This is a genomic window from Chitinophaga varians (assembly GCF_012641275.1).
In the GTDB taxonomy this organism is placed as follows: domain Bacteria; phylum Bacteroidota; class Bacteroidia; order Chitinophagales; family Chitinophagaceae; genus Chitinophaga; species Chitinophaga varians_A.
This window is the reverse complement of the sequence record NZ_JABAIA010000001.1, coordinates 1,304,768-1,329,075: the sequence shown is the minus strand read 5'-3', so window position 1 is coordinate 1,329,075 and position 24,308 is coordinate 1,304,768. Positions and strand designations below refer to the sequence as shown.

21 protein-coding genes and 1 pseudogene are annotated in these 24,308 nt (G+C 51.0%); 4 read left to right on the top strand and 18 right to left on the bottom strand.

Annotation, left to right across the window (positions count from 1 at the left end; all coding sequences use genetic code 11):
* Positions 1–8: 8 nt before the first annotated feature.
* A complete protein-coding gene (locus tag HGH92_RS05355) occupies positions 9–665 on the bottom strand; it encodes an oxidoreductase (RefSeq protein ID WP_168869715.1) in 657 nt (218 codons plus the stop codon).
* Between the two features lie 42 nt (positions 666–707).
* On the opposite strand from HGH92_RS05355, the gene murB reads away from it, so the two are divergent.
* Positions 708–1,721, top strand: a complete 1,014-nt coding sequence (gene murB / locus HGH92_RS05350) for a UDP-N-acetylmuramate dehydrogenase (protein WP_168869714.1) — start codon at positions 708–710, stop codon at positions 1,719–1,721.
* A 110-nt stretch (positions 1,722–1,831) separates the two neighbouring features.
* On the opposite strand, the gene HGH92_RS05345 is transcribed toward murB, so the two are convergent.
* The 5 genes from HGH92_RS05345 to HGH92_RS05325 all read right to left on the bottom strand — a co-directional run bounded on the left by HGH92_RS05345 (position 1,832) and on the right by HGH92_RS05325 (position 6,501).
* A complete protein-coding gene (locus HGH92_RS05345) occupies positions 1,832–2,794 on the bottom strand; it encodes a YpdA family putative bacillithiol disulfide reductase (RefSeq protein WP_168869713.1) in 963 nt (320 codons plus the stop codon).
* Positions 2,795–2,807: 13 nt separating this feature from the next.
* Positions 2,808–3,500, bottom strand: a complete 693-nt coding sequence (locus tag HGH92_RS05340) for a type 1 glutamine amidotransferase (RefSeq protein WP_168869712.1) — start codon at positions 3,498–3,500, stop codon at positions 2,808–2,810.
* Between the two features lie 81 nt (positions 3,501–3,581).
* Positions 3,582–4,469, bottom strand: a complete 888-nt coding sequence (locus tag HGH92_RS05335; protein ID WP_168869711.1) for a class I SAM-dependent methyltransferase — start codon at positions 4,467–4,469, stop codon at positions 3,582–3,584.
* A gap of 138 nt (positions 4,470–4,607) precedes the next feature.
* The gene (locus HGH92_RS05330; protein ID WP_168869710.1) at positions 4,608–5,567 is read right to left on the bottom strand and encodes a YeiH family protein; all 960 of its coding nucleotides are present in this window, start codon (positions 5,565–5,567) and stop codon (positions 4,608–4,610) included.
* Between the two features lie 94 nt (positions 5,568–5,661).
* Positions 5,662–6,501: a hypothetical protein gene (locus HGH92_RS05325; protein ID WP_168869709.1), complete on the bottom strand. Its 840-nt coding sequence runs from the start codon at positions 6,499–6,501 to the stop codon at positions 5,662–5,664.
* Positions 6,502–6,682: 181 nt separating this feature from the next.
* On the opposite strand from HGH92_RS05325, the gene HGH92_RS05320 reads away from it, so the two are divergent.
* Complete coding sequence (locus HGH92_RS05320) at positions 6,683–7,207, top strand: hypothetical protein (RefSeq protein WP_168869708.1); 525 nt, start codon at positions 6,683–6,685, stop codon at positions 7,205–7,207.
* 2 nt (positions 7,208–7,209) lie between these two features.
* Here the strand turns inward: HGH92_RS05320 and HGH92_RS05315 are convergent, their stop codons facing one another.
* The 11 genes and pseudogenes from HGH92_RS05315 to HGH92_RS05265 form a co-directional block, all read right to left on the bottom strand.
* Entirely contained in the window at positions 7,210–7,587 is a 378-nt protein-coding gene (locus tag HGH92_RS05315) for a hypothetical protein (RefSeq protein ID WP_168869707.1), read from the bottom strand.
* 99 nt (positions 7,588–7,686) lie between these two features.
* Positions 7,687–8,256, bottom strand: a complete 570-nt coding sequence (locus tag HGH92_RS05310; protein ID WP_168868725.1) for a hypothetical protein — start codon at positions 8,254–8,256, stop codon at positions 7,687–7,689.
* A 55-nt stretch (positions 8,257–8,311) separates the two neighbouring features.
* Entirely contained in the window at positions 8,312–8,749 is a 438-nt protein-coding gene (locus tag HGH92_RS05305; RefSeq protein ID WP_168869706.1) for a phosphohydrolase, read from the bottom strand.
* A 95-nt stretch (positions 8,750–8,844) separates the two neighbouring features.
* A pseudogene (nagB, locus tag HGH92_RS05300) lies at positions 8,845–10,776 on the bottom strand (glucosamine-6-phosphate deaminase); the annotation flags it as partial.
* Positions 10,777–10,903: 127 nt separating this feature from the next.
* A complete protein-coding gene (locus HGH92_RS05295; protein WP_168869704.1) occupies positions 10,904–13,198 on the bottom strand; it encodes a beta-N-acetylhexosaminidase in 2,295 nt (764 codons plus the stop codon).
* Between the two features lie 26 nt (positions 13,199–13,224).
* A complete protein-coding gene (locus tag HGH92_RS05290) occupies positions 13,225–13,998 on the bottom strand; it encodes an endonuclease/exonuclease/phosphatase family protein (RefSeq protein ID WP_168869703.1) in 774 nt (257 codons plus the stop codon).
* 105 nt (positions 13,999–14,103) lie between these two features.
* Positions 14,104–14,988, bottom strand: a complete 885-nt coding sequence (locus HGH92_RS05285) for an alkaline phosphatase (protein ID WP_168869702.1) — start codon at positions 14,986–14,988, stop codon at positions 14,104–14,106.
* 80 nt (positions 14,989–15,068) lie between these two features.
* Positions 15,069–15,833, bottom strand: a complete 765-nt coding sequence (locus HGH92_RS05280) for a copper homeostasis protein CutC (protein ID WP_168869701.1) — start codon at positions 15,831–15,833, stop codon at positions 15,069–15,071.
* An 83-nt stretch (positions 15,834–15,916) separates the two neighbouring features.
* A complete protein-coding gene (locus HGH92_RS05275; protein WP_168869700.1) occupies positions 15,917–16,969 on the bottom strand; it encodes a N(4)-(beta-N-acetylglucosaminyl)-L-asparaginase in 1,053 nt (350 codons plus the stop codon).
* Between the two features lie 32 nt (positions 16,970–17,001).
* On the bottom strand, positions 17,002–17,967 hold the full coding sequence (locus HGH92_RS05270) for an ROK family protein (protein WP_168869699.1): 966 nt from the start codon (positions 17,965–17,967) through the stop codon (positions 17,002–17,004).
* Positions 17,939–19,855, bottom strand: coding sequence for an MFS transporter (locus HGH92_RS05265; RefSeq protein WP_211092536.1), 1,917 nt, complete (start codon positions 19,853–19,855; stop codon positions 17,939–17,941). Before HGH92_RS05265 ends, HGH92_RS05270 begins: the two co-directional genes overlap by 29 nt.
* A gap of 194 nt (positions 19,856–20,049) precedes the next feature.
* Here HGH92_RS05265 and HGH92_RS05255 point away from each other — a divergent pair, with 194 nt between their 5' ends.
* Positions 20,050–21,390, top strand: a complete 1,341-nt coding sequence (locus tag HGH92_RS05255) for a sugar MFS transporter (protein WP_168869698.1) — start codon at positions 20,050–20,052, stop codon at positions 21,388–21,390.
* Between the two features lie 235 nt (positions 21,391–21,625).
* The gene (gene galK / locus HGH92_RS05250; RefSeq protein ID WP_168869697.1) at positions 21,626–22,801 is read left to right on the top strand and encodes a galactokinase; all 1,176 of its coding nucleotides are present in this window, start codon (positions 21,626–21,628) and stop codon (positions 22,799–22,801) included.
* A gap of 100 nt (positions 22,802–22,901) precedes the next feature.
* Here the strand turns inward: galK and HGH92_RS05245 are convergent, their stop codons facing one another.
* The gene (locus HGH92_RS05245) at positions 22,902–24,296 is read right to left on the bottom strand and encodes a Gfo/Idh/MocA family protein (protein WP_168869696.1); all 1,395 of its coding nucleotides are present in this window, start codon (positions 24,294–24,296) and stop codon (positions 22,902–22,904) included.
* Positions 24,297–24,308: the final 12 nt, after the last annotated feature.

Sequence of the window (24,308 nt, the reverse complement as noted above, 5' to 3'; positions counted from 1 at the left end):
GAAGGTATCTAAATTCCTAAATTTTGTATGGCATCGGATTCAAAGATATGAATGCCGGGGTCGAACTGTTTGGCGACCCTCACCATTGCCTGGGCCACAGTAGCGGCTTTAATGCCCCGGTATTTCTTCCAGCGGCCCTGCAGCAGGAAATAAAACAGCTGGATAAGATACTTGCCCAGCCATTCTCCGAAGCGGAATTCCTTTCGTTCACCGAGAAGAAAAGAAGGCCGGAAAATGTAGGTGCCGACAAAGCCCATGGCCAGTACAGCTTCTTCTGTTTGTCCTTTGGTGCGCAGGTAGAAATTGGAAGATTTTGGATTGGCGCCAATGGAAGAGATCATCAGGAACTGCGGAATGTCTTTGCGGCGGGCGATGGTGGCGCACCTGATGTTGATACCGTAGTCCACTGCGCGGAAATTCTCCTGTGTGCCGGCTTTTTTGATGGTAGTGCCGATGCAGGAAAAAAACACGTCTCCCTCAATGGCCGCCGCCAGGCTTTTTTCGTCATCAAAGTCAACAATGATGCTTTCCAGTCCCGGATGCTGATGCGCCCAGGGCTGCCGTACCAGCACCTTCACCTTGCTGAAGTAGTTGTCCTGCAACAGTGCGGCTACCAGATGGGTACCGGTAAGACCTGTTGCTCCGATAACGATAGCTGTTTTCATACAATTTCTGATATATTTGCTGCTATATAAAGTTAAGCTATTATGGTATCAGAAAATGTGTTGCTGCAATCCTATAATACATTTGGCATCCCGGCAATGAGCCGTTATTTCGCTTCGTTTGACAGTGAAGCTGCGTTGCTGGCCCTGCTGGATGAGCCACGGGTAAAGGGATTGCCCCGGATGATCCTGGGCGGTGGCAGCAACATCCTGTTTACACAGGATTTTGATGGGCTCATGCTCAAAAATGAAATCAAGGGCATGAAGGTGGTAGACGAGGATAACGACCACGTATATGTGAAAGCCGGCGCCGGCGAGAACTGGCATGGCTTTGTGCAGTACTGCCTGGCCGCCGATATGGCCGGTCTGGAAAACCTGTCGCTGATACCAGGCAATGTAGGCGCCAGCCCCATGCAGAATATCGGCGCTTACGGCGTGGAGATAAAAGACACGTTCCATTCACTGGAAGCCTTGCACCTGGCAGACCGCAGGGTTGTCACTTTTACGAACAATGACTGTGCGTTCGGGTATCGTGAAAGCGTCTTCAAAAAACAATACCGTAACCAGTTTGCTATTCTGAACGTTACTTACCGGCTCAATAAAACACCCCGCTTTAATACCAGCTATGGCGCTATCAACGAGGAGCTGGAGCGTATGGGCATCAAAGAGCTGTCCATACAGGCTATCAGCCAGGCGGTGATCAATATCCGGACATCCAAGTTGCCTGACCCCGCTAAAATCGGTAATGCCGGCAGCTTTTTCAAGAACCCGTCTATCGATGCGGCCAAATATGAAGCGTTAAAAGCGACCTTCCCGCAGATTGTTGCGTATCCGTTGGCTGACGGGCATTTCAAGCTGGCGGCAGGCTGGTTGATAGAACAGTGCGGCTGGAAAGGCTACCGTGAAGGCGATGCCGGCGTGCACGCGAAACAGGCACTGGTGCTGGTGAATTATGGTCATGCCAAAGGCAGTGAGATCTATGCGCTGTCTCAACGGGTGGTGGATAGCGTTCAGGAGAAATTTGGAGTGGAACTGGAACGGGAGGTCAATATACTCTAATTACAAATTAGGAATTACGAATTACGAATTACGAATTAAGGGCTGTTTTATTGGGAAAGTTACTAAGTAATCTCACCATAAAACAGCCCTTAATTCGTAATTCGTAATTCTTAATTCGTAATTGACTGTATGATTTTGTCTGCGTGTTCGCGGGAGTTTTCGATAAACCACACGTGTGTGTCCATGCCGCCACAGACTACGCCGGCCAGATAGATGTGCGGCATATTGGTTTCCATGGTCAGCGGGTTGTACACAGGCAGTTTTTTAGCATCGTCGGAGAGCTGGATGCCTGCTTTTTGCAACAGTGAGAAATCAGGCTGGTAGCCCGTCATGGCGATCACAAAATCGTTGGCGAAAGATACTTCTCCGTCCGGTGTATCGATGGTCACCGATTGTTCGTCGATGCTTTTGATGGTGGAGTGGAAATATGCTTTGATAGATCCTTCCTTGATCCTGTTTTCGATATCCGGTTTGACCCAGTATTTTACTCTTTTGCCGATCTCTCCTTCCCGGACTACCATGGTCACCTGCGCGCCTTTGCGATAGGTCTCCAGTGCAGCGTCTACGGCAGAGTTGTGAGCGCCTACCACTACTACTTTGCGGGTAGCGTAGTAATGCGGGTCTTTATAGTAGTGTGTCACTTTAGGCAGCTGTTCGCCGGGAACGTTCAGCAGGTTGGGGATATCATAGAAACCGGTGGCGATGATCACATGCCGGGCATGATACGCGCTTTTGGTGGTAGTGATGAAATACTCGTTGCCATTGGGCTGCAGCTCCCTGACTTCTTCAAACAGGTTGATATTAAGTGCTTCCGAGGTGGCCACACGTCTGTAATATTCCAGCGCTTCCGGCCGTGAGGGCTTGGGATTGATGGACACAAAAGGAATACCGCCTATTTCCAGTCTTTCTGAAGTAGAGAAGAAAGTCATGTACAGGGGGTAGTTGTAGAGGGAGTTGACGAGGCAACCTTTTTCGATGATGACATAGCTGAGCCCTGCTCTTTTTGCGGCCAGTCCGCAAGCTATTCCGATGGGTCCTCCTCCAATTATCAGTACGTCGTAAGCAGCGATCATAATGTCGTTTTATTTATAGTCCGGCCAGGTAGTCCAGCAGCCGGAACATGGTTTGATTATTTTCGTTGGCCAGGTGCAGGTATTGTTCTATTTTCTCCGGTTGCTGCACGAAGGGCGCATGGTGTTTAAAAGCGCTGAAGCAGTTGCGCAATATCTCCAGGATGGCCACGCTGTTCATTTCCATATGAAATTGCAGTCCGATGATGCGGTCGCCGTATATGAACGCCTGGTTGCTGCATGCGGCCGATGCGGCGAAGCGGGTGGCGCCGGCGGGTATATCGAAAGTGTCGCCATGGAAATGGAAGGTGTTGAGGTGGTGAGGCAGCACTTTTTCCAGTGGTGCGGCCTGTTCCTGGAACGTGATGTCTATTGGGAACCAGCCTATTTCAGGTTGTTTTTGCGGGTATACATTAGCACCCAGTGCGTGGGCCAGTAGCTGTGCTCCGAGGCATATGCCTAGTATTTTCTTTCCGCTGTCCATTGCTTTTTGGATGAGCTTCGTCTCGGCCGGTATCCACGGATATGGTTCATATACGCCCATGGTGCCTCCTACAATGATCAGCAGCTCCGCTTCTTCCAGGCCGGTGGTGTCGGGATCGTCATCATACCAGCGGGTATGGCTGGTAGTATGCCCTCTCTGGGTTATCCAGTCTGCAATGCTGGCCAGGCCTTCAAAAGGCACGTGTTGAAAATAGTGGATATGCATGGTTAGTGCTGGTAAATGGTTACCCGAAGATACGTTGCAATCCTGAAGTTTGGCAACCCGAATTTACCAGCGGAGAGATGGTTATCTCAGCTCGCTTTTCACGACCCTGAAGTATTCGTAGCCTTTCATCTTTTTGCTTTTCTCACCAAAATATTGCTGACGGTACTTATCGGCGCCGCCGTCATAGCGGACGATCATATTACGTTCATGCATAAACGCAGTGATGTTCCTCGGGTCGAGGCCATAGTCCCAGTTTTCTCCGGCACGGCGCAGGGTGTCGTTGATCCGGGAGAAGCCACGGTACTGTTTGGGGTTTTCCAGTACGGCCTTATCCGGATAGGTGACGATTACCTGTGTACCGGAAGGAAAGCTGCGGATAAAGCCGAACATCGCTTCAGCGTGACGGGCTTCCAGATGTGTGGTGAGATTTTCCCAGAGAAAGAGCGTTTTGTTGTAATGCCGCTGGTTGACAAAATAGGGGGAGATGACGTCGGCGAGAAGTTCTTTGTTCATATCCAGTTTCACATAATCCGGATGTACAGCTGGTGACTGGATCAGTTCCCAGAGACGTGTCCGTTTGAAGCTTTGTGTGTCCGGATGGTCTACCTCAACAAAACTGACCGGTTTATCGATATTGAGACGGTATGCCCTGGTATCGAAGGTGGCGCTGAGAATGATGATCTGATTGATCCCTTCTTCGCGGACTGCCTGTACCACCATATCATCTATCAGTTTGGTGCGGGCTATGGCGGCGGTGTGTGTGCCGGGCCATCGTAGCTGGATATAGGCTGCCAGCAGTTTCCGGAAAAAGGGAATACGGCAGCCGGAGACCAGCGTCTGATGGTAACCTGATAAAAAGGCCGCTGCGTACGGATCATGAAATAGCCGCTCTTCAGCTGGTTTGGTACTCTCAATGGCCCGGAATACAGCCATGTATGTTCCGGACCTGGTAGATGGCGCCTTACTCATAAGGACTTTAACTTGGTGGTTGTGTGGTGAATAGTTCCTCGGGGAGATCTCGGTCGTCTATTGGTTATTTTTCACTTGACTTGGATATCAAATATATTGTAAAATAATCAATTTGAGTCCGGGAAAATCACCCCCTTATTATCCCACCAGTTGAAGGATTGCGATCAGGGCGCCAACGCTGATACATACCCAGAGCAAAACACCCTGTAACAGCGGCTGCCAGCCGATGCCCCGGAAAGCCTGCCGGGTAAGGCCTGTGCCGATCAGGAAGAGGGTGAGGGACAGGGCGGTTTTGGCGCTGTGTACCAGCAAAGGCCCAACGGTACTGACAGCAGGCACCCAGGTATTGAGTACCATAGCCAGCAGGAACAGGCCAATGAACCAGGGTATTTTTATTTTGCCGTTGCTGTTCCGGAAAAGCAGGGTGGTAATAAAAGCCACAGGCATGATCCAGAGAGCGCGGGAGAGCTTAACGGTGGTGGCTATCTGTAGGGCGGTTTCGCCGTATTTATTGGCGGCGCCCACTACAGAACTGGTGTCGTGGATGGCAATAGCGCTCCACATACCAAACTGTTGCTGGGAGAGGTTTAACCAATGTCCTACCGCGGGAAATACAAACAGGGCGAGGGAGTTGAGCAGGAATACGATGCCCAGCGCTACAGAGATCTGTTTTTCCCCTGCTTTGATCACCGGGGAAATGGCGGCAATAGCGCTGCCGCCGCAGATGGCAGTGCCACAGGCAATCAGGTGGGAGGTCGGCTTTTCGATTTTCAGCAGTCTGCCGGTGATAAGCCCCAGCAACAGTGTGCCGGTAATGGAGACCACCGTGAACAGGAAACCGGCTTTACCGGCCTGTAAGGCAGCATGCACGTTCATGCCGAAGCCCAGTCCTATTACAGACAGCTGTAGCAGCCAATGGGTTATTTTAGGGGTGATGTGCGCAAAAGGGTTGCCGGTGGTTTGTGCAAGCGCCAGCCCGAGCAGCAGGGCAACGGGTGGTTGTACCACTGGCAGCAGCGTGGCGGCTGCTGCAGCGATAAATATAATTTTAGCTAAAGGAAGGTCTTTGTGTGTATGTCCTGTCTTTTGTAGTTGCATGGCAGCATTGATTTTTCAGACAAAGGTCTGTTCATTTGCTGCCGGAGTCAAATGGTCAAAAGTGATATTCCATAACTTATAGTTATGGCCTTGATTAGTCCACAGAAAGGATAAATTTATTGAACTTGCCTGCAAAATCTTCCTGGAGGCTCTTTTCAATGCCGCTGAAGTATTGTATGGCAAAGTTGCGTTGCAGCCTGCGGGTGGTGGTGCCGGGCAGTTCGAGAGGACGGGAATGAATCACGCCGATCAGTTGTTTGCCCTGACAAACCAGTACCAGCCGGTACAGCGGACTGGGATCATCGATGCCGCTTTCGTAGTTGAAATACAGCGTATAGGGGCGCAGGGTTTTATCTTCCTCCAGTTTAAAATTGCGGATAAAGGGTTGCATATCTTCTTCCCGGTGATCTTTATGTTCCCGGAGATAGTTGATCAGCGCGGTTTCTATGACGGTACCGCCGCGGATGTTTTTCTTTTCCGTATAGCCGCTGAGGTTAGCCCACATTCTTTCGCCGTTGGTGGCTACGGGGAGGCGTATATCTTTTTCCAGCACGCCGGCGTCGGTACCGTTGACTTTTAGTTTGCGGCCTTTGCGGAACAGCGGTTTTGTATATTCCGTGGAGGTGATGTCAATATCTACGCTGACAGGGTACCAGCCGTCTTTCGCCGGGGCGCAGTGGACCGGTATATAGTCGTTGAGGGTGGCAATGACATCGCCTTTGGGACCGGAGCGGATGACCGTACCGGGAGATACTCTTTCTCCGATGACAGCCGCGCCAACGCTGGCAGCGAGCTTTTTGTTGGCAGGTTTCTTCTTGGCAGTTGTGGTAGCGGCACCGGTAGTGGTTTCGTCTTCATTACCAAACCTGCTGTGTTTATCTGAATGGCAGGCAAACAACAACATCACCAGTGCCAAATAACAAAAATTCTTCATAATTGATTGGTACACAGGAGCCTAAGATAGTTAAAATTATCCAATCAGGCGTGAGGTTTCAGGGATCTGAACGGAATTGAATAATTTTATGTGCATTAATTTTTAGATGATGATACCAGACGAGTTATCGAATTTACTGGATTTGTATGCGGAAGATGAATATAGTTTTCAGCTAATAAAAATGGATTTTACTGCGGAAAAGCCGGTTATTACCATAGCCATTACCGTTAATGCTGATGAGGTGGATAGTTTTACACAGTATTGGGAAGTGATGGCGGAAGGATATGTAAAGAGTAGTTGTACCCGGCGTTACTTTGACGGATTGTATTGGGATAATGATCACCCGTTGTTATGGGAATACACGATGGAATCGGGATCGTTGTATTTCAATGGCAGGGTAACAGATATGCCGGCCTTGTTCATGGAATTATGGGTGGCGCATCAGCAGGAAACGGAGCGGTGGTTGTCGTTTGATCAGTACCTTGAAGAGGACAGGCTGAGTGCATTAACGCACGGCGCCGGCTTATTGGCACAAGGGCCGGTACGCTTGCTGAACGTGTATGCTGCCTGCCTTGACAGGCATGGAATCAGCTGGTCCATGATCGAGGGGCGCCGTAGGCATGACTTTATGGAAAGGGGAAAAATATTATTTCTGGGCAGCGACTACATCATTGCCCGGCACTTTGACTTTCGTCGTTTGTCCTGATATCAGTATTCGGAGAAGATAACGTCGTCGCCTATCTGAAGCCGGCGGATTTCCTTCATGCTGGAGAAGGGATCGAGCGGCGACCAGGCGGAGGAGGTGAACAGTTGCACCGGGCGGCCCTGCAGTTGCTGCTCCAGGCTGCTCATAGTGGCTGATGGCAGGGAAGCGGGTTTGATATAGTAGATCCTTGGATCATTTTTGAGATGGATAACGTAACCGGGCGAGCTTTTGGTGATTGTTGTTACCTGGCCGGTAACGGGTTTGCAACTGGCTTTACTGAGCCGGCGGGTGGATGGGATGCCGGAAATGAGCAGTATCAGCACAAAACAGGCTACAATTAACAGCGTAGCCGGGCCTTTGGTGTTGGCTTTGTTATTCATCGTTGGCAGTGTGTTGTGGTGGTATAGGTAATGCTCTAATGTACGAAAATATATGAATAAAAAAAGCAGGCTGTAAGCCTGCTTGGTATCAATAAGTTATTACTTTTTCTTGGTCTCGGTATCATCTTCCCACTCTTCGCTTTCGTCCCAGTCTTCGTCTTCATCCCAGTCATCTTCATCTTCTTCGATCAGGAGGCTTTCATCGGAGCCTGGTTCGATGTTGTTGGCGCGCCAGTGGGCGACTATTTCATCATTTTTTTTCTGTACGGCATCGAAGCTGGTGATTTTTGCATCTTCAAAGCGGACTTCCACATCGGGGAGTGCTTTGATGGCGTTAAAGCATGTCTCCAGGAGGGTGATGTTGGCCGGTGCATTACGCAGCGCGCTGTAGGAAAGCCGGATAGCGTCAAAAGGGCCGCTGTTGTGAAATACTTCTTCGCCGTTAAACATCGGGAAAAGCCAGATCAGAACGTCGTCTCCGGTTTCTTCGTCATTCAGGATACCAAAAAAGTCGTCCAGCTGCTCAAATCCGAGCGGGGCCAGTTGGGCAAAGGTCTGGCTTCGGGCGGGAAACTTCGGATGTTCTTCCCCGGTAATCAGGAACAGTTCGCTGAAGCGGGGTTTCTCTTTGGCAATAAACCGGAAGTCAATGAGGATATCGTTTTCCATTGATGGCTTTTCGTTTATACTGTAATTTAATGGTTTAATCGGAAAGGTATTTAAATTATTTCTCCTGGATAAGCGCTGCAGCGATCTTGCGGTAGGCGTTCAGGTACTTGTTCAGTCGGGTAACATCTTTGTCCTGCACGGTCGTCATCCGGCGGATGTCCATGTTGTCTGTCAGATCATTGAGCTTAACGGTAGCGGCCAAACGGTTTTGCAGGGTACGGTTTACAAAATGTTCGTAATCCTCTTCTTCAGATTCTTTCGTGACGCAGCGAAGCGCTTCCAGCAGGTGGGGCGCCAGGCCTTCACGGGCAAGGTCTTCAAAGGTCCATGGACTGTCTTCCACTACATCATGCAATACACCGACGATTTTCTCTTCGTTGGTACGTCCCATTTGCATGACACGGAGCACATGGGTGATGTAGGGCTGGCCATATTTGTCCACCTGGCCCTGGTGGGCCTCAGTGGCAATAGCGATTGCACGGGTTAAATCCATGTGGTAAATGTAGTATTTTTCGTGTTACACCAGATAATAAAAAAGCGAAGACCATCATCCGGTGATGGTCTTCGCTTTTTATGGAGAGTACGGTATTACATGAAGTGGTAACGTACAAACGCTTCCATCGCGGAGTATTTCTGCAGGCCCAGCTGGTCGTACAGGTTAGCGGTGTTGGCGTTGCGGTCTTCCGCACGTTGCCAGAATTCGCGCAGGTCGGTACCCTGGAAAGGCACCACGTCTTTCTGGCTCTGGTGGATGAAGATACCGAGGCGTTTCTGAAGCACCTGGTCGGGGCTCATGGGTACCGCCATTTCGATTTCGTGGATATCCCATTCCTGCCATGCGCCTTTGTAGAGCCATACCCAGCAGTCTTTCATCCACTCTTCGTGTTTCAGCCTGTCGAGGGCCGCGAAGATGATGTCCAGACATACTTTGTGGGTACCATGCGGATCGGCGAGGTCACCGGCGCAATAGATCTGGTGAGGTTTTATTTTGCGGAGCAGGTCTACTGTCAGCTGGATATCTTCTTCACCCATTGGTTTCTTTTCCACGAGACCTGTTTCGTAGAACGGCAGGTTCATGAAGTGGGCGTTTTCTTCTGCGATACCTACGTAACGGCAGGTTGCTTTGGCTTCGCAACGGCGGATCAGGCCTTTGATAGCGCGGTTTTCCGGCGTATCCTTCTGGCTTGGTTTTTTACCGCGGATAAAGGCTTTGGCTTCATCCAGGATCTGGGAGCTTTTGCTTTTATCAATGTCGAACATGCCTTCGAAACCTACGGCGAAATCGATGAAACGGAGCAGGAACTCGTCGGTAACGGCGATGTTGCCGGAAGTCTGGTAGGCTACGTGCACGTCGTGGCCTTGTTCGTGCAGACGGATAAAGGTACCGCCCATGGAGATGATGTCATCGTCCGGGTGCGGAGAGAAGATCAGCACGCGTTTTTTGGCAGGCTCGGAGCGCTCAGGATGGTTAGGCAACTGAGGACCAGGTTTGCCGCCAGGCCAGCCGGTAATGGTATCGCGGATGGCGTTGAATTCTTTGATATTGAGCTCATAGGCAGAACCATATTGTACGATCAGGTCGTTGAGACCGTTTTCGTTATAGTCTTTGTCTGTGAGCATCAGGATGGGCTTGTTCAGCTTCAGGGCCAGGCTGGTCACGGCTTTGCGGATCAGGCTGGGCGTCCATTCGCAGTCACCGGTGAGCCAGGGTTCTTTGAAGCGGGTAAGCTCGGCAGAAGCCTGTTCATCGATCACGAAGGTGCAGTTAGGGTGCTGTTGCAGCAGGGAGGCAGGCACCTGGTCTGAGCTGTGGCCTTCTACTGAGCGGCAAACGATTTTAGCTTTGTGGGAGCCCCATGCCATCAGGATAACCTTTTTGGCTTTGAAGATGGTGCTCAGGCCCATGGTGATGGCCAGACGAGGCACCTGGCTCATGTTAGGGAACTCGTAGGCGTTAGCCAGACGGGTGCTGTTGTCCAGCGTTACTAGGCGGGTGTGCGAGTTAATGTTGGAACCCGGCTCGTTGAAGCCAATGTGGCCGTTGTTACCGATACCCAGGATCTGGATGTCGATACCTCCGGCGTCTTCAATACGTTTGTCGTAATCAGCGCAATATTTTTTGATCTGATCTTTCGGTATAGTGCCATCAGGAATATGGTACTGTCCTTCCGGGATATCGATGTGATTGAAGAGGTGTTCTTTCATAAAGCGGTTGTAGCTCTGCAGCGCATCCGGCTCTATGGGATAATATTCGTCGAGGTTAAAGGTGATCACATTTTTGAAGCTCAGTCCTTCCTCCTTGTGCAGACGAACCAATTCGGCGTAGAGATATTTAGGGGTGGAGCCTGTAGCCATGCCCAGTACGCATTTTTGATTGGCAGCCGCCTTTTCGCGAATTAACGCGGCTATTTCCTGCGCTACTGCTTTGGAACCCTCTTTGGCAGAAGGGTGGATTTCCACGGCAATTTGCTCAAAGCTGTCAATCAGTTCGATTTCCTGATGATTAATCGTCATTTGTAAACGTTTTTGATTAGATGCGGTTTAAAAACGAGCCGGAAAATTAAATAAAATACTGCTAATGTTCGCTAAAATTTAGCTCTTATTTAATTTAAATTTATTTTCCCGGGGCTTCAGCCCCGGGGGGCAATTATTGTATGATCATTTCATCTACAAAGAGCCAGGCCGGGTTACCGGCGCCTTCTCCTCCGGCAGGAATAGTGCCGAAGTTGGCAGCGCTGAGTTTCACGAAACGGCCACGGGCCTCTACCTTGCCTCGTACCTGGTTGATACCGGTTTGATTGAAGGTGGTTTGTTTATATATCTCTTTATAGGTCTTGCCATCTTCTGAAACGGAGAAGGTGACCTGTTTGGGAGGATAAATCCAGTTGGCCCGCAGGTTCAGCGTGTTCAGGCCTACCAGGCGGATGTCCTGGATGCTGTCCAGTTCCACCACGGCTTCCATGTTTTTGCCGTTGTAGCCAAACCACTGGCCGTCATTATAGGAAGCGATGCCTTCAATGCCATTTACCAGCGCGAAGCTGCTGCCCGGATCATAATCCTTGCTGGGCGGCGCTGCGAGCGTCACTTTTTTACCCAGTGCTTTGTGGAAGATGAAATGCTGGCTGTATTCATTACCGAAAGGTTTGTCGCCTTGGAATACCTGCGCCCGCAGGGTACCTGACTGCTGTATCTGCACCGGGCCGCTGTAGGCTTTTGACTGCAGGGAAGGAGCGGTGCTGTCGAGGGTATACACGATTTTGCCGCCATCCAGCTTGCTGTCGAGTTTTACTTCCACGCCGCCTTTTTTATTGTCGGTCACGGCGCCTGTCACTTCAAACACATGTTTGGCGTAGTTCACTTTCTTCTGGTCGAGGCGTTTTACATGTACTTTAAGCCTGTCCACGAAGTTATCGTAGTTGCGTTTGCCGGCCGGCGTCCACAATACTTCTGCCAGTGCGGAAGCGCGGGGATATACCATGTACTCGAGGTAATCGGTATTGGCGATGTATTCGGTCCACAGGTTGGCCTGTGCGCCTTTGATGTATTTAGCTTCTTCCTTGCTCAGCTCCGCGGGCACGGGTTCGTAGCTGTATACTTTGCTGACAGGGGTATAGCCGCCGATAGCCAGTGGTTCGTTGTGGCCCTGTGACTGGTAATGGTCAAAGTAGCAGTAGCTGCCTGGCGTCATAATCACATCGTGATGCTGTTTTGCGGCGGCGATACCGCCTTCAATGCCTCGCCAGCTCATGACGGTGGCATTAGGGGCGAGGCCTCCTTCCAGGATTTCGTCCCAGCCAATAATCTGACGGCCTTTGCTGTTCAGGTATTTTTCCATGCGCTGTATGAAGTAGCTCTGCAGGGCATGGGCGTCTTTCAGGCCTTCCTGTTTCATGCGGGCCTGGCATTTAGGGCATTTTTCCCAGCGCACTTTGGGGCATTCATCACCTCCGATGTGGATGTATTTGCTGGGGAACAACGGCAGTACTTCGTCCAGCACATCCTGAAGGAAGGCGTACACGCTGTCGTTGCCGGCGCAATACACGTCGTCATACACGCCCCAGCGCGTGCCTACAGCGTAGGGCCCGCCGGTACAGCCCAGGTTGGGATAGGCGGTGAGGGCAGCCAGCGCGTGGCCGGGCATTTCTATTTCAGGGATGACGGTCACAAAATGATCAGTAGCATATTTCACCACTTCTTTCACCTGCTCCTGTGTATAGAAGCCACCATAGGGCTTTCCGTCATATTGTTGGTTGTTCTCGGTGTAATGTCCGGCCATGGTCTCTTTACGTTTGGAGGCCACTTCCTGCAGGCGCGGATATTTTTTGATCTCGATGCGCCAGCCCTGGTCTTCCGTGAGGTGCCAGTGGAAGGTGTTGTATTTGTGCATCGCCAGCAGATCGATATATTTTTTGATGAATTCCACCGGGAAGAAGTGACGGCCCACATCGAGGTGGAGGCCACGGTAGGCGAAGCGGGGAGCATCGGTGATGCTGACGCCGGGGATGTACATGGCATCGGCCTTTTGTACGGGCAGCAGCTGGATGAGCGACTGTATGCCGTAAAAAGTGCCTGCGCCGCTGTTACCGTTGATGGTCACGCCCTTGTTGTCCACATTCAGCGTATAACCTTCGGCGTTAGTGCTGTCGTTGCCGGTATGCAGGGTAATGGCGTTTCTGTCGCCTGTCTCTTTGATATCCAGTTCATAACCGGTGAATTCCTTCAGCCAGGCATTGAAGAGGGCCGCTGTTTTGCGGTCAGCTTCGCCGGTAGCGACAATCACGGTGTGTTTGTCGAGCAGGAATGAATCCTGTTTTTCTGTTATGCTGGCCGGCATCGGGATGATGCTTACTTTTCCTTTGGGCGCATCTGCATGGCGGGAGCCGGAGCAGCTGCCCAGGGCGGCGGTGCCACCCAGAAGGCACAGGTAGAACAATTTTTTCATTGACACTTTTAGCATTTCGATGATAGTTATTTCAGTTCCAGTTCACTGAGCACGGGGCGGTGGTCGGAAGCTACCGCTTCTTCGATGATCCTTGCCCCGGTGACATTCCAGCGGTTTTGCGGGTGGACCATGATATAGTCCAGCTTTACGCGTGGAGAGTCGGCAGGGAAGGTAGGCCCCATCTGCTGGGTAGCGTCAGTGAATATCTTTTTCAGTGTTTTTATTTCTTTACTGGCGGGAAGCGCGTTAAAGTCGCCGGCGAGGATGACAGGTGTTTTTGTTTCCTTAAAGTAGGCCGCCAGCTGGTTGGCCTGTGCGATACGATTGGCCGCGGGCTTTTCTGCATCGAGGTGGGCGCTGACAAAGTGCAGCAGGCTGTCGCCTGGCAGTTTTACGGTGATGATGCCGGCCACTCTCGGCTCCACTTCTTCCTTCGTGACAGAAGGTAAAGGAAGCGTAATGGCTTCCGTGATAGGGAAGCGGGAGAGGATACCGGTGCCATAGCCACCGCCATCGAAGTTCATTGCTTTGGCAAAGTAGGTGTACATGCCGGTGATCGCTGCCAGTTCTTTAAGCTGGTCGGTGTTTTTAGTGCGTTGGGTAGCACTGTCGACTTCCTGCAGGGCTACCAGGTCCGGATTGGTAGCGAGGATCACGTTGGCAATCCCCTGAAGGTCGAGCAGGCCTTTCATGTTTTCACCGTGATGGATGTTGTAGGTCAGTACTTTCACTTTTTGCACCTGGGCTGTGAGTGATAATCCTGTCAGACAAACGACGGTGACGAGCAGCAATCTTTTCATAACATATATGATTTAGGGATTTTCGATTTTTTGATTTACGGATTTCGGGATTCAATAACAAATCATCAAATAAATCCCAACATCCGAAAATCAAAAAATCGAAAATCATTTAAAAGCTTCAGTTACAGGTCTTCCGGTCCATACCTGTGGTGTTTTCAAGCCAAAGATCCAGGCGATGGTGGCAGCGGTATCGTACGTAACAACACTGGTGCCAAGCTCTTTGTTTGCCTTTACGCCCGGGCCGCGGATAATCCAGGGAATCTGCATTTCTTCCATGGTTTTGCCGCCGTGGCCTTTTTTGATACCGCCATGATCGGCAGTGAGGAGGATAATGGTGTTATCCCAGATGCCGGCATCTTTGACAGCCTGCAGGATTTTGCCCAGCAGTTCATCGTTCTTTTTCACCTGGTCGAAGTAAGGCTGGATATTGTGACCAATATTGTGCCCAACACCGTCCGGCTGATCAAAATGTATAAAAAGGAAGTCCGGTTTTTTCTCTTTGATATAGGCTACAGATGCTTCGGTAGCCAGACTGTCATTGTCTTTGGTGCCAAGGTCCTTGTTGACCGCCGCTTTGGGGAAGAGGTACCCGATTCCTTCCCAGCTGTAGATCACGCCAATTTCCGCTTTGGGTTTTTGTTCGCGCAGGATGGTGTAGATAGAAGGGAACATGCCGTATTGATCGAGTGTGCGGGACGGCAGTTCGGGTTTACGGCTGTCCCATTCGGTATAGCCATGTATTTCCGGTCCGGCGCCCATGACCATGGAAGCCCAGTTGACAGCGGAAGAGGAAGGCAGTACACTGCGTGCCTGCAGTGTCCACGCGCCTTCTTTCATTAGCTGTTTCATATTGGGATTGTCCACTTTCGGAAAACAATAAGCGCCAAAGCCGTCCATGCCTATCAGGATGACATGTTTTACGCCTTTGACCTGTGCCTGCGCGAATAGACCGCCCAGCAACAGTCCGGTTGCGATGATCAGTTTTTTCATTTCGTTGTTCACTTTTAAAAGGCTTGCACGGCCGTACAGGGGCCGTGCAGCATATATTGTATATTCTCTGCTAATATAGACTACTGGTTGATCTCCTGCAAGGCTTTTTCCCCTCTTTCACGAATTAATAATACTTCCTGGCGCTGGGTCTGGGAGATGCCGTATTCAGGTACGCCGGGAATGCCGCCCATGCTGACATTGGGATTGCGGTACACCATACCGCTTTCTTCATAGGCTTTCGCGGTGGTATGGAATTCTGTTACGCCGGTGGTTTTGACCAGGTCTGCGATGTTATTGGCCCTGACGCCGGAGCCGGCCATGATGGCGATGCGGTCGTTGGCGCGTTCCACCAGGTCTTTCAGCAGGGATGCCCCTTCCACGGCGGTATTGCGGGCGCCGGAGGTGAGAATGCGCTCGCAACCGATCCCGATGATATCTTCCAGTGCTTCAAACGGGTTGTCGGTCATGTCGAAAGCACGATGGAAAGTGACGCCCATCGGCCATGCCAGGTCGACCAGTTCTTTGCAGCGTTTTTTGTCGACCCGCCCGTCCGGCGTAAGGATACCGATCACGACGCCATTACAGCCGAGTTCTTTGCAGAGGACGATATCTTTTTTCATCACTTCAAATTCCAGGTCGGAGTAGAGGAAATCGCCGCCTCTGGGGCGTATGATGGGATAGAGGTCTATTTTTACTTTTTCGCGGGCCACCGCGATGGTAGCGTAACTGGGGGTGGTGCCGCCTTCCAGCAGGTTATCGCACAGTTCAATGCGGCTGGCGCCTCCTTCTTCGGCTGCGATGCAGGAAGCAACAGAGGCCGCGCATATTTCGAGGACAAAAGACATGTCATGACAATTACGAATTGCGAATTACGAATTACGAATTACGGTTTCATTCGTAATTCGTAATTCATAATTTGTAATTCCGGTTAAAAATGGTGTTTCCCGTCTATCAGCGTGTTGTTCACATCCTTGCTGAGCACAGCATAGCTGAATCCTTTCTGGAGGCAATAAGCGCCGTATTGTCCTTTTTTATTGAGGGCAAGGAAGCCTACCTGTATTTCCTTTGCTTTGGAAGGGCTTCTTTTCACGATGCGCTCTACGGCTTCTTTACAGGCTTTCTCCGGTGGATATCCCTGGCGCATCAGTTCCACGACGAGGTGGCTGCCGACGATTTTAATCACTTCTTCGCCGACGCCGGTGCTGGTGGCGGCGCCTATTTCGTTATCCACATAGAGGCCTGCGCCGATGATGGGGGAGTCTCCTACGCGGCCGTGGAGTTTGAAGGCCATTCCGCTGGTAGTGCAAGCGCCGGAGAGGTTGCCTTCCGCGTCCATGGCCACCATGCCGATAGTATCGTGGTTGTACACGTTCCCCGGCAGCATCAGCGGATTGAAGGCCGTAGCGCCGTTGGTGGGTGAGTACGATTTGTTTTCTATGTTGATGACCGGTTTGTATTCGGATGTTTTGAGCCATTCTTTCCAGGCTTTCTCCGCTTCCGGCGTGAGCAGGTTTTCTTTTTGGAAACCGTTGGCCAGTGCGAATTGCAGGGCACCGTCGCCGACCAGCATCACATGTGGTGTTTTTTCCATGACGAGGCGTGCCACGGAGATGGCGTGGGTGACATGTTCGAGTGCAGCCACGGAGCCGGCGTTGCCGTGTTCGTCCATGATACAGGCGTCGAGGGTCACGCGGCCGTCGCGGTCGGGATAACCGGAGTAGCCTACGGTGTGGTTATTGGGATCGGCTTCAGGCACGCGTACGCCGGCTTCTACGGCATCGAGGGCGCGACCGCCTTTTTTAAGAATTTCCCATGCGGCTTCATTGGCAGCACGGCCAAAATCCCAGGTGGAGAGCACGATGGGTTTTCCTTTTACGGGCGCTTTGGCCTGCGCGCGTGCAGCCGTAGCTGTTACACTGTCTAAAGAGAAAACAGCGGCACCAAGGGCCGCTGTTTTCAGAAAACTTCTTCTATTTTTCATATTATTTTTATTAGCTGTCAGATAGCCATGGGCTAGTCTTTCATTTCCCAGGCCAGGGCGCTGGCACCGAGGATGGCGGCGTCGCTTTCCTTCAGTTCAGAGAACAGCAATTTAACTTTATTCTGGAAGATGGGCAGCAGATTTTTTTCCATGTGCTCTCTTACCGGTTTCATGATCACATCGCCTGCCTGTGTGAGGCCACCAAAGAGGATGATGGCTTCAGGGCTGGAGAACATCACGAAGTTGGCCAGGGCGGCGCCCAGTATCTGGCCGGTGAACTCGTATACTTCCATGGCCAGCGGATCGCCTTTCATGGCAGCTTCGTAGATCAGTTTGGAATTGATTTCCTCTTTGGTGTGCTCGCGCATCATGCTGGGCACGTCCGGCCGGGTGGCGAGGAATTCGATCGCGGTGTTGGTAACGCCGGTCGCGGAAGCGTAGGCTTCAAGAGAGCCGTAGGCGCCGGTGCCCGGGTGGTAACGGCCACCAGGGATCACGATGATGTGACCCAGTTCGCCGGCAAAACCATCGTGACCATAGATCAGCTGCCCGTTGGCAACAATACCGCTGCCTACGCCGGTGCCGAGGGTGATCACGATAAAGTCTTTCATGCCGCGTGCTGCGCCGTAGATCAGTTCGCCCAGGGCGGCAGCGTTGGCATCATTGGTTAATACAGCCGGTAGCCCGAATTTTTTCTCGAGCAGGCTGGCTAAGGGAACTACGCCTTTCCAGCGCAGGTTCGGAGCATATTCAATATTACCGTTGTAATAGTTGCCGTTGGGAGCGCCAACGCCAATACCTTTGATATTTTCGATTCCTCCTACCTGTGCTATCAAACCAGATAACTGTTGGTGAAGTTCATCCAGAAAGCAGTTTACATCTTCATGTTTATTCGTTAACATACGACCATCACACAAAATATTACCTCTGCGATCTACAATGCCGAATTTGGTATTAGTCCCTCCGATATCAATGCCCACCACTAGTTGCTGACTCATAATCGATTCCTTGAGATTTTAATATGTTTTTAACTCTGAATGCAAAAAATGCAAGATAAGCAAAGCACAGCGCCGGAATAACATAGGAGGCGTGGATGCCGATGCTTGGGATGTCTGCCAGACCGCCCTGTACCGGAGGTACGAGAGAGCCGCCGAGGATCATCATGATCAGGAACGCAGAGCCCTGACCGGTGTATTTGCCCAGGCCGCCGATAGAGAGGGCGAATATGCTGGGCCACATTACGGAGCAGAACAGGCCGCCGCTGATGAAAGCGAAAGTGGCCAGTGAACCGCTGGTGAAAAGACCTACCAGTACAGTGCCTACGCCCAGCAAACCAAATATCATGAGGGTTTTGGCTGGTTTATCCTGACCGGCGAAGAAACCGATGATCTGGATAGCGATACAGATGGCATATGGATACAGTCCGCTCACGTCGTTGCCTTTGATCACATTGGCACCGAGGATCACGCCATAGGCAACAAAAGGCACGATCACGCACAGTATTTTACGGGTGGTTTTGGATACATTGAATACGCTGATGGCGCCTGTCCAGCGGCCGATCATCATACTGCCCCAGAAGAGCGACACGTAGGGGTCCAGTTCAGATTCCGCCAGACCTTTCGGTGTGAGGAAGCCCGGATGTTTCAGCAATGCGCCGAGGTTGCTGGCGATGGTCACTTCCACGCCCACATAAATAAAGATGGCCAGCATGCCCAGGGTAAGCTGTGGATATTTCATGGCGCCCCATCCTTCGCTGCCACCGGCAGAAGCCATTTTGGCAAAGAAGAGGATACCGATGATACCTACGATACCAGCCACGAAGAAAGGCAGTTCATATTTCAGGAACAGTCCGAGGAGGATCAGGATAAACATGAGGGTGATGCCGATGATGGATTTCGTGGCTTTGGGCGAAGTTTCGAATACTTCGTCGTCCTGGCTTTCCGGCATTTTCACAAAAGCGAAGATGGCCGCAGCAACGAGGAACAGTACGATAAGCAGGATATACAGCGTGTTGATTTTGCTGATGTCTGTGCTGACATCGCCGCCCTTGATGTTGCCGAACAGCAGCATGCTCACGATGATGGGGCCGATGGTAGTACCGAAGGAGTTGATACCGCCGGCGAGGTTGAGGCGGTGAGCGCCTTTGGCAGGGTCGCCCAGCAGGATGGCAAACGGGTTGGCCGCTGTTTGTTGCAGGGAGAAACCAAGCGCCACAATAAAGAGGGCCATCAGGATCAGGGCAAAGTAACCGAAGGTAACTGTTTGCCGGTGGTCGGCAGACAGGGTGTTGATCACTTTCTCCAGGCTGGATTTATGGAAGATGCCGGCGTATTGATGATGCTCTTCGTCTTTGGTGAATCCCTGCGGTATTTCTGCAAGGAGATGCGGGTTGTTAATGTATTTGTCGGCCGCTTCATTACCGGAGATCAGCAGCGCGTAAGTGTCTTTTTCTTTTTCGCGGCGGATTTTCACCTGGCGGTCAGATGTTTGCAGTTGTTGTTCCACCTGGAAACTGCTGATGTCGCTCAGGGTTTCCTGGATGGGAACGATCTTTTCTTTGTTGACACAGGGGATCATGATAGCGGACCCCAGTACAGAAATTAATAAACCGTAAATAATACCCTTCTTATATCCTATTTTATTGAGGATGTCCACTTTTCTTGCCGCAGATGCCAGATACAGGATGAGGGAGCCGATAAAGTAGGCGCTGTAAAAGGAGAAGTCAATCAGCTGAGATTCAAGTTGGGTAAGGTTAAAATGAGATTTGCAGAAAGGGATAAATATACTGTTCGATGCAGCCAGGAAACCCCAGAAAAAGAACACCAATATTAGCACAAAAAACGACGGGTGTGTACTTTGTGCGCCTTGCTTTGTTTGCTGAGCCATAAACGTGTTAAGTTACAGTGAAATTTTGCCGGATAAATGTATAATATTTTTTTAAGGAATTTCTAAAAAACCCAATAAACCGTTGCATTTTTTTTCGATAGTAAAACGTTTTAGCTAATATATTTATGAATTATAGCATAAAATATAACGGAGTTTCACTATGTTCGCGTTTATCTAAAATCAAACAGACAGCTATGTCCAACCAAACAGCAACAATGAATATACCCAAACAGGCGGGGTACGGCCAGGCGATGGCGATCATCTGTATTTTGTTTTTCGTATTTGGCTTTGTTACCTGGCTTAATGGAACGCTGATCCAGTTTTTCCAGATTGTGTGTGAACTGAACGTGTCGCAGGCGCTGCTGGTGACGATGGCCTTTTTCATGGCTTACTTCTTTTTATCGATTCCTTCTTCTTTTATCCTGAACAAGACAGGGTTTAAAAACGGTATGGCGTTAGGGCTGCTGATCATTGCGATCGGTTCCCTGGTATTCATTCCTGCGGCTAACGCCCGCAGCTTTGGCATGTTCCTCACCGGCCTGTTTATACAGGGCGCGGGACTGGCGCTGCTGCAAACAGCCTCCAACCCGTACGCCAGTATCATCGGCCCCAAGGAAAGCGCGGCCAAACGCATTTCCATTTTGGGCATCTGTAACAAAACTGCCGGCGCACTGGCGCCGCTCATCCTGGGCTCCATCATCCTGAAAGGCGCAGAGAAACTGGAGGCAGACATCGCTGCCGCAGTAGATCCTGCACAGAAATCAGCGCTGCTCGACAGCCTTGCTTCCCGCGTGATCGGTCCATATGTGGCCATCGCCATTGTACTGACCATCCTCGCTTTCCTGCTGAAACGCTCCTCCCTGCCGGAAATAGACACTGACGCGGAAGATGCCGGCACTGCTGCCGCCACTAACGGCAAAACCAACGTGTTCCAGTTCCCGCAACTGGTACTGGGCGTGATCTGTATCTTCGTTTACGTAGGTGTGGAAGTAATGGCCGGCGACGTAATTGGTCAGTATGGTAAAGCACTGGGCATGAGCATCGCAGACACCCGCTACTTCACTACCTTCACCCTGGTGGCCATGCTGGCAGGATATGTAATTGGTATTGCCACCATTCCGAAATACCTCACCGGGAAAAAAGGCCTGCAGATCTCAGCAGTACTGGGCGTGCTTTTTACCATTGGCGCGTTCCTGAACACCGGCTTCTCCGCAGTGACCTTCATTGCATTGCTGGGCCTGGCCAACGCACTGATGTGGCCCGCCATCTTCCCAATGGCCATCGACGGCCTGGGCCGCTTCACCAAAATCGGTTCCGCCCTCCTTGTAATGGGTATCGCCGGTGGTGGTGTAATACCGCAGATATACAGCGGCATGTTCGATCAGCACAGCATGTTCAGCTTCCTGTACAGCAGCAGCATTGATTTCAGACATGCATTCCTGTATTGCATGGTGCCCTGCTATCTCTATATCCTGTTCTATTCACTGGTAGGAGATAAGATCGGTAAAAACAAGTCCGGCGTCAAGGCGATATAAAAAAGATACCCGGGGTTTATTCCAGGGATAGTAAATGATACACAACATCGGCCTGCATATGGTAATGATTTATCATGTGCAGGCCGATCTCGTTTTTCGCAGCACCAGGGCCGAAGCCCGTACTATGGTTTGTTCAGGCAGTGTTGAAAAAAATTTCATCTTCTGTACAACATTCTTCTCTTTTCTGCTTTTTTTTATATTTTTAGGTGTAAAATTTACGTTTAATAAATTTCTGATGATACAACAAACAAGGGAGAAATTCATCCAGCTATTTGGAAAAGAGCCTCTGATCGTAGTTTCCCCGGGAAGAATTAACCTCATCGGTGAACATACTGACTATAATGACGGTTTTGTATTGCCTGCCGCTATTGATAAAAAAATCGTTTATGCGGTAGCGTTGAACGGTACCCGTCAATGTAACGTACACGCGGTGTTCACGCATGAAACGGTGTCTTTCAGCCTCGACAATGTAGTGCCTACTCCCGGATGGATCAACTACCTGATGGGCGTGGTATACCAGCTGCAACAGGGCAACTATCCGGTGGAAGGGTTTGACTGTGTGATCGCAGGCGATATCCCGGTAGGTGCAGGCATGTCTTCTTCCGCAGCTGTGGAAGGCGGACTCGTAGCGGCGCTGGACGAAATTTTCCAATACGGCATGAGCCGCATGGACATGGCTTTGCTGGGCCAGCGGGCAGAACACTCGTTCCCCGGCGTGAAATGCGGTATCATGGACCAGTTTGCCAATCTGCATGGTAAAAAGGACCAGGTAGTACGACTGGACTGCCGCAGCCTGGAATACGAATATTTTCCTTTCGACTTCCCGGAATACCGCATTGTGCTGTGTAATTCCATGGTGCATCATTCCCTCGCTTCATCAGAATACAATGTTCGCCGCCAGCAATGTGAGGAAGGCGTAGCCACCATCCAGGCACAGCATCCGGAAGTGAAATCGCTCCGCGATGCTACCATGCCCATGCTGGAAGCTGTAAAAGTACAGTTGCCCGCCAAAGTATATGACCGCTGTAAATATGTGATTGAAGAAATTCAGCGTGTGCAGGACGCCACAACACTGTTGAAAAAAGGAGACCTGCAGGCTTTCGGTCAACTGATGTATGCTACCCACGAAGGACTGAGCGCGCTCTACGAAGTAAGCTGCCCGGAACTGGATTTCCTGGTGTCCCTTGCCAAAGAGAGACCGGAGGTGGCCGGCGCCCGCGTAATGGGCGGTGGTTTCGGCGGTTGCACCATCAACCTGGTAAAACAGGATAAGGTAGATGCTTTCCGTGATTTTGTGACAACACGCTACCAGCAACAATTTGGCAAAGTGCCGGAGATTTATGTGACGACGATAGAAAACGGCACTACGGTGCAGAAAGTTGCCGCAGCCGCGCCTGATGCGCGCGTATAAAGATGGATAACCTAAGGTTATTGTTCATATTGTATTATTGTATTAAAAGAAAATCGCCCGTCGGCAATTGCCGGCGGGCGATTTTCTTTTATGCTGATCACTAGTACTGATCGTCCAGTGCAAAGATCGGTTTCCTGTTCATCCAGCGACCGCGGGTGAAGTCAGGGATGTACTGCACGCTGCCGCCTTCGAGAATAGATTGTTCGCTGAGCGGAGTGATAGCGTACCAGGTAGCCATATCGTATACATCGAGCTGGTAAGGAGCGCCGCGTTTGATGCTCTCCACGAAGGAGTTGAGCACGTACCAGTCCATACCACCGTGGCCTGCGCCTTTAGCGTCGTTGGCGTAACGTTTCCACAGCGGGTGGTCGTACTTGCCGAAGTAGCTGTCAGCATCTTCCGGTTTGCCGGTTTTTTCCCACTGGTCGAACGGGCTTTTCTTTTCGATATATATGGAGTCCTGATCATCCATCCACAGGCCGTTAGTACCCTGAACGCGGAAGTTGAGGGAGTAAGGGCGGGGGGAGTTGGTATCGTGGGACAGCATGATGGTTTCACCATTGCTGGTGGTCATCAGGGAAGAAACGATATCGCCGAGTTTGAATTTCACTTTTGCGTTCGGATGGCTTTCGCTGCTGTTGTCCACGATGTATTTGTGGAGACCGCGGGATTTGGTGGCCACGGAAGTGATGGTCATGAGGCGGTTGCCGCGGTTCATGTTGATCACGTTACCGATAGGGCCAAGACCATGGGAAGGGTAAAGGTCAGCGTTACGGTGAACGGAGTGGTTGGTCCTCCATTTGGCTTCAGACAGCGCGTTTTCGCCGAATTCCACGCCACCGCCATAGTATTGTTTACCGTTGTTGAATTTCACTGCGCGAAGGTCGTGCTGGTAGCCGCCCTGCAGGTGAGTGATTTCGCCGAACAGGCCCTGGCGCGCCATGTTCAGTACTGCCATCACGTCTCTGCGGTAGCACACGTTTTCCATACCGAAAACCTGAACGCCGGTAGCTTCGCTGGTGTTTACCAGTTCCCAGCATTCCTGGATGTCGGAGGCGCCGCATACTTCCACCGCCGGGGTTTTGCCGGCTTTCATCGCTGCAATGGCCATGATGGAGTGCCATTCCCAGGGGGTGGCGATGATCACCGCATCGATGTCATCTCTTTTCAGCAGGTTATGATAATCTTCCGGACCGTTGGTGTATTCAGCCACTTTTCTTTTGCCGCCGTATACCTTGGTGATCATGTCTCTTGCTTTGGGAACGGTGTAGGCCGTGTCGGGGTCTGCAAAAGCTACCACGTCAACGTCTTCACGGTGCAGGCAGAGGCTGAGGTGACTCAGGCCGCGGGCGCCTACGCCGATCAGACCAATTCTTACCTTGGGTTTCTTTTCATTGGCAAACAGTTTAGCAGAGGAGCCGAGCATAGAGAGGCCTATACCTGCGGCCGCCGTGTTTTTGAGAAAACTTCTGCGATGCAGTGGTTGTTTATTCATTGTTCAGTTTTT

Bases quoted from the DNA above. Each gene is read 5' to 3' on its own strand.
- HGH92_RS05325 (WP_168869709.1), bottom strand. From the start codon at position 6,501: ATGAAGAATTTTTGTTATTTGGCACTGGTGATGTTGTTGTTTGCCTGC.
- HGH92_RS05270 (WP_168869699.1), bottom strand. From the start codon at position 17,967: ATGAGTCAGCAACTAGTGGTGGGCATTGATATCGGAGGGACTAATACC.
- HGH92_RS05290 (WP_168869703.1), bottom strand. From the start codon at position 13,998: ATGAAAAGATTGCTGCTCGTCACCGTCGTTTGTCTGACAGGATTATCA.
- HGH92_RS05305 (WP_168869706.1), bottom strand. From the start codon at position 8,749: ATGGATTTAACCCGTGCAATCGCTATTGCCACTGAGGCCCACCAGGGC.
- HGH92_RS05275 (WP_168869700.1), bottom strand. From the start codon at position 16,969: ATGAAAAATAGAAGAAGTTTTCTGAAAACAGCGGCCCTTGGTGCCGCT.
- HGH92_RS05255 (WP_168869698.1), top strand. From the start codon at position 20,050: ATGTCCAACCAAACAGCAACAATGAATATACCCAAACAGGCGGGGTAC.
- HGH92_RS05310 (WP_168868725.1), bottom strand. From the start codon at position 8,256: ATGGAAAACGATATCCTCATTGACTTCCGGTTTATTGCCAAAGAGAAA.
- galK (WP_168869697.1), top strand. From the start codon at position 21,626: ATGATACAACAAACAAGGGAGAAATTCATCCAGCTATTTGGAAAAGAG.
- HGH92_RS05340 (WP_168869712.1), bottom strand. From the start codon at position 3,500: ATGCATATCCACTATTTTCAACACGTGCCTTTTGAAGGCCTGGCCAGC.
- HGH92_RS05245 (WP_168869696.1), bottom strand. From the start codon at position 24,296: ATGAATAAACAACCACTGCATCGCAGAAGTTTTCTCAAAAACACGGCG.
- HGH92_RS05345 (WP_168869713.1), bottom strand. From the start codon at position 2,794: ATGATCGCTGCTTACGACGTACTGATAATTGGAGGAGGACCCATCGGA.
- HGH92_RS05315 (WP_168869707.1), bottom strand. From the start codon at position 7,587: ATGAATAACAAAGCCAACACCAAAGGCCCGGCTACGCTGTTAATTGTA.
- HGH92_RS05320 (WP_168869708.1), top strand. From the start codon at position 6,683: ATGGATTTTACTGCGGAAAAGCCGGTTATTACCATAGCCATTACCGTT.
- HGH92_RS05265 (WP_211092536.1), bottom strand. From the start codon at position 19,855: ATGGCTCAGCAAACAAAGCAAGGCGCACAAAGTACACACCCGTCGTTT.
- HGH92_RS05285 (WP_168869702.1), bottom strand. From the start codon at position 14,988: ATGAAAAAACTGATCATCGCAACCGGACTGTTGCTGGGCGGTCTATTC.
- HGH92_RS05355 (WP_168869715.1), bottom strand. From the start codon at position 665: ATGAAAACAGCTATCGTTATCGGAGCAACAGGTCTTACCGGTACCCAT.
- HGH92_RS05280 (WP_168869701.1), bottom strand. From the start codon at position 15,833: ATGTCTTTTGTCCTCGAAATATGCGCGGCCTCTGTTGCTTCCTGCATC.
- HGH92_RS05335 (WP_168869711.1), bottom strand. From the start codon at position 4,469: ATGAGTAAGGCGCCATCTACCAGGTCCGGAACATACATGGCTGTATTC.
- murB (WP_168869714.1), top strand. From the start codon at position 708: ATGGTATCAGAAAATGTGTTGCTGCAATCCTATAATACATTTGGCATC.
- HGH92_RS05295 (WP_168869704.1), bottom strand. From the start codon at position 13,198: ATGAAAAAATTGTTCTACCTGTGCCTTCTGGGTGGCACCGCCGCCCTG.
- HGH92_RS05330 (WP_168869710.1), bottom strand. From the start codon at position 5,567: ATGCAACTACAAAAGACAGGACATACACACAAAGACCTTCCTTTAGCT.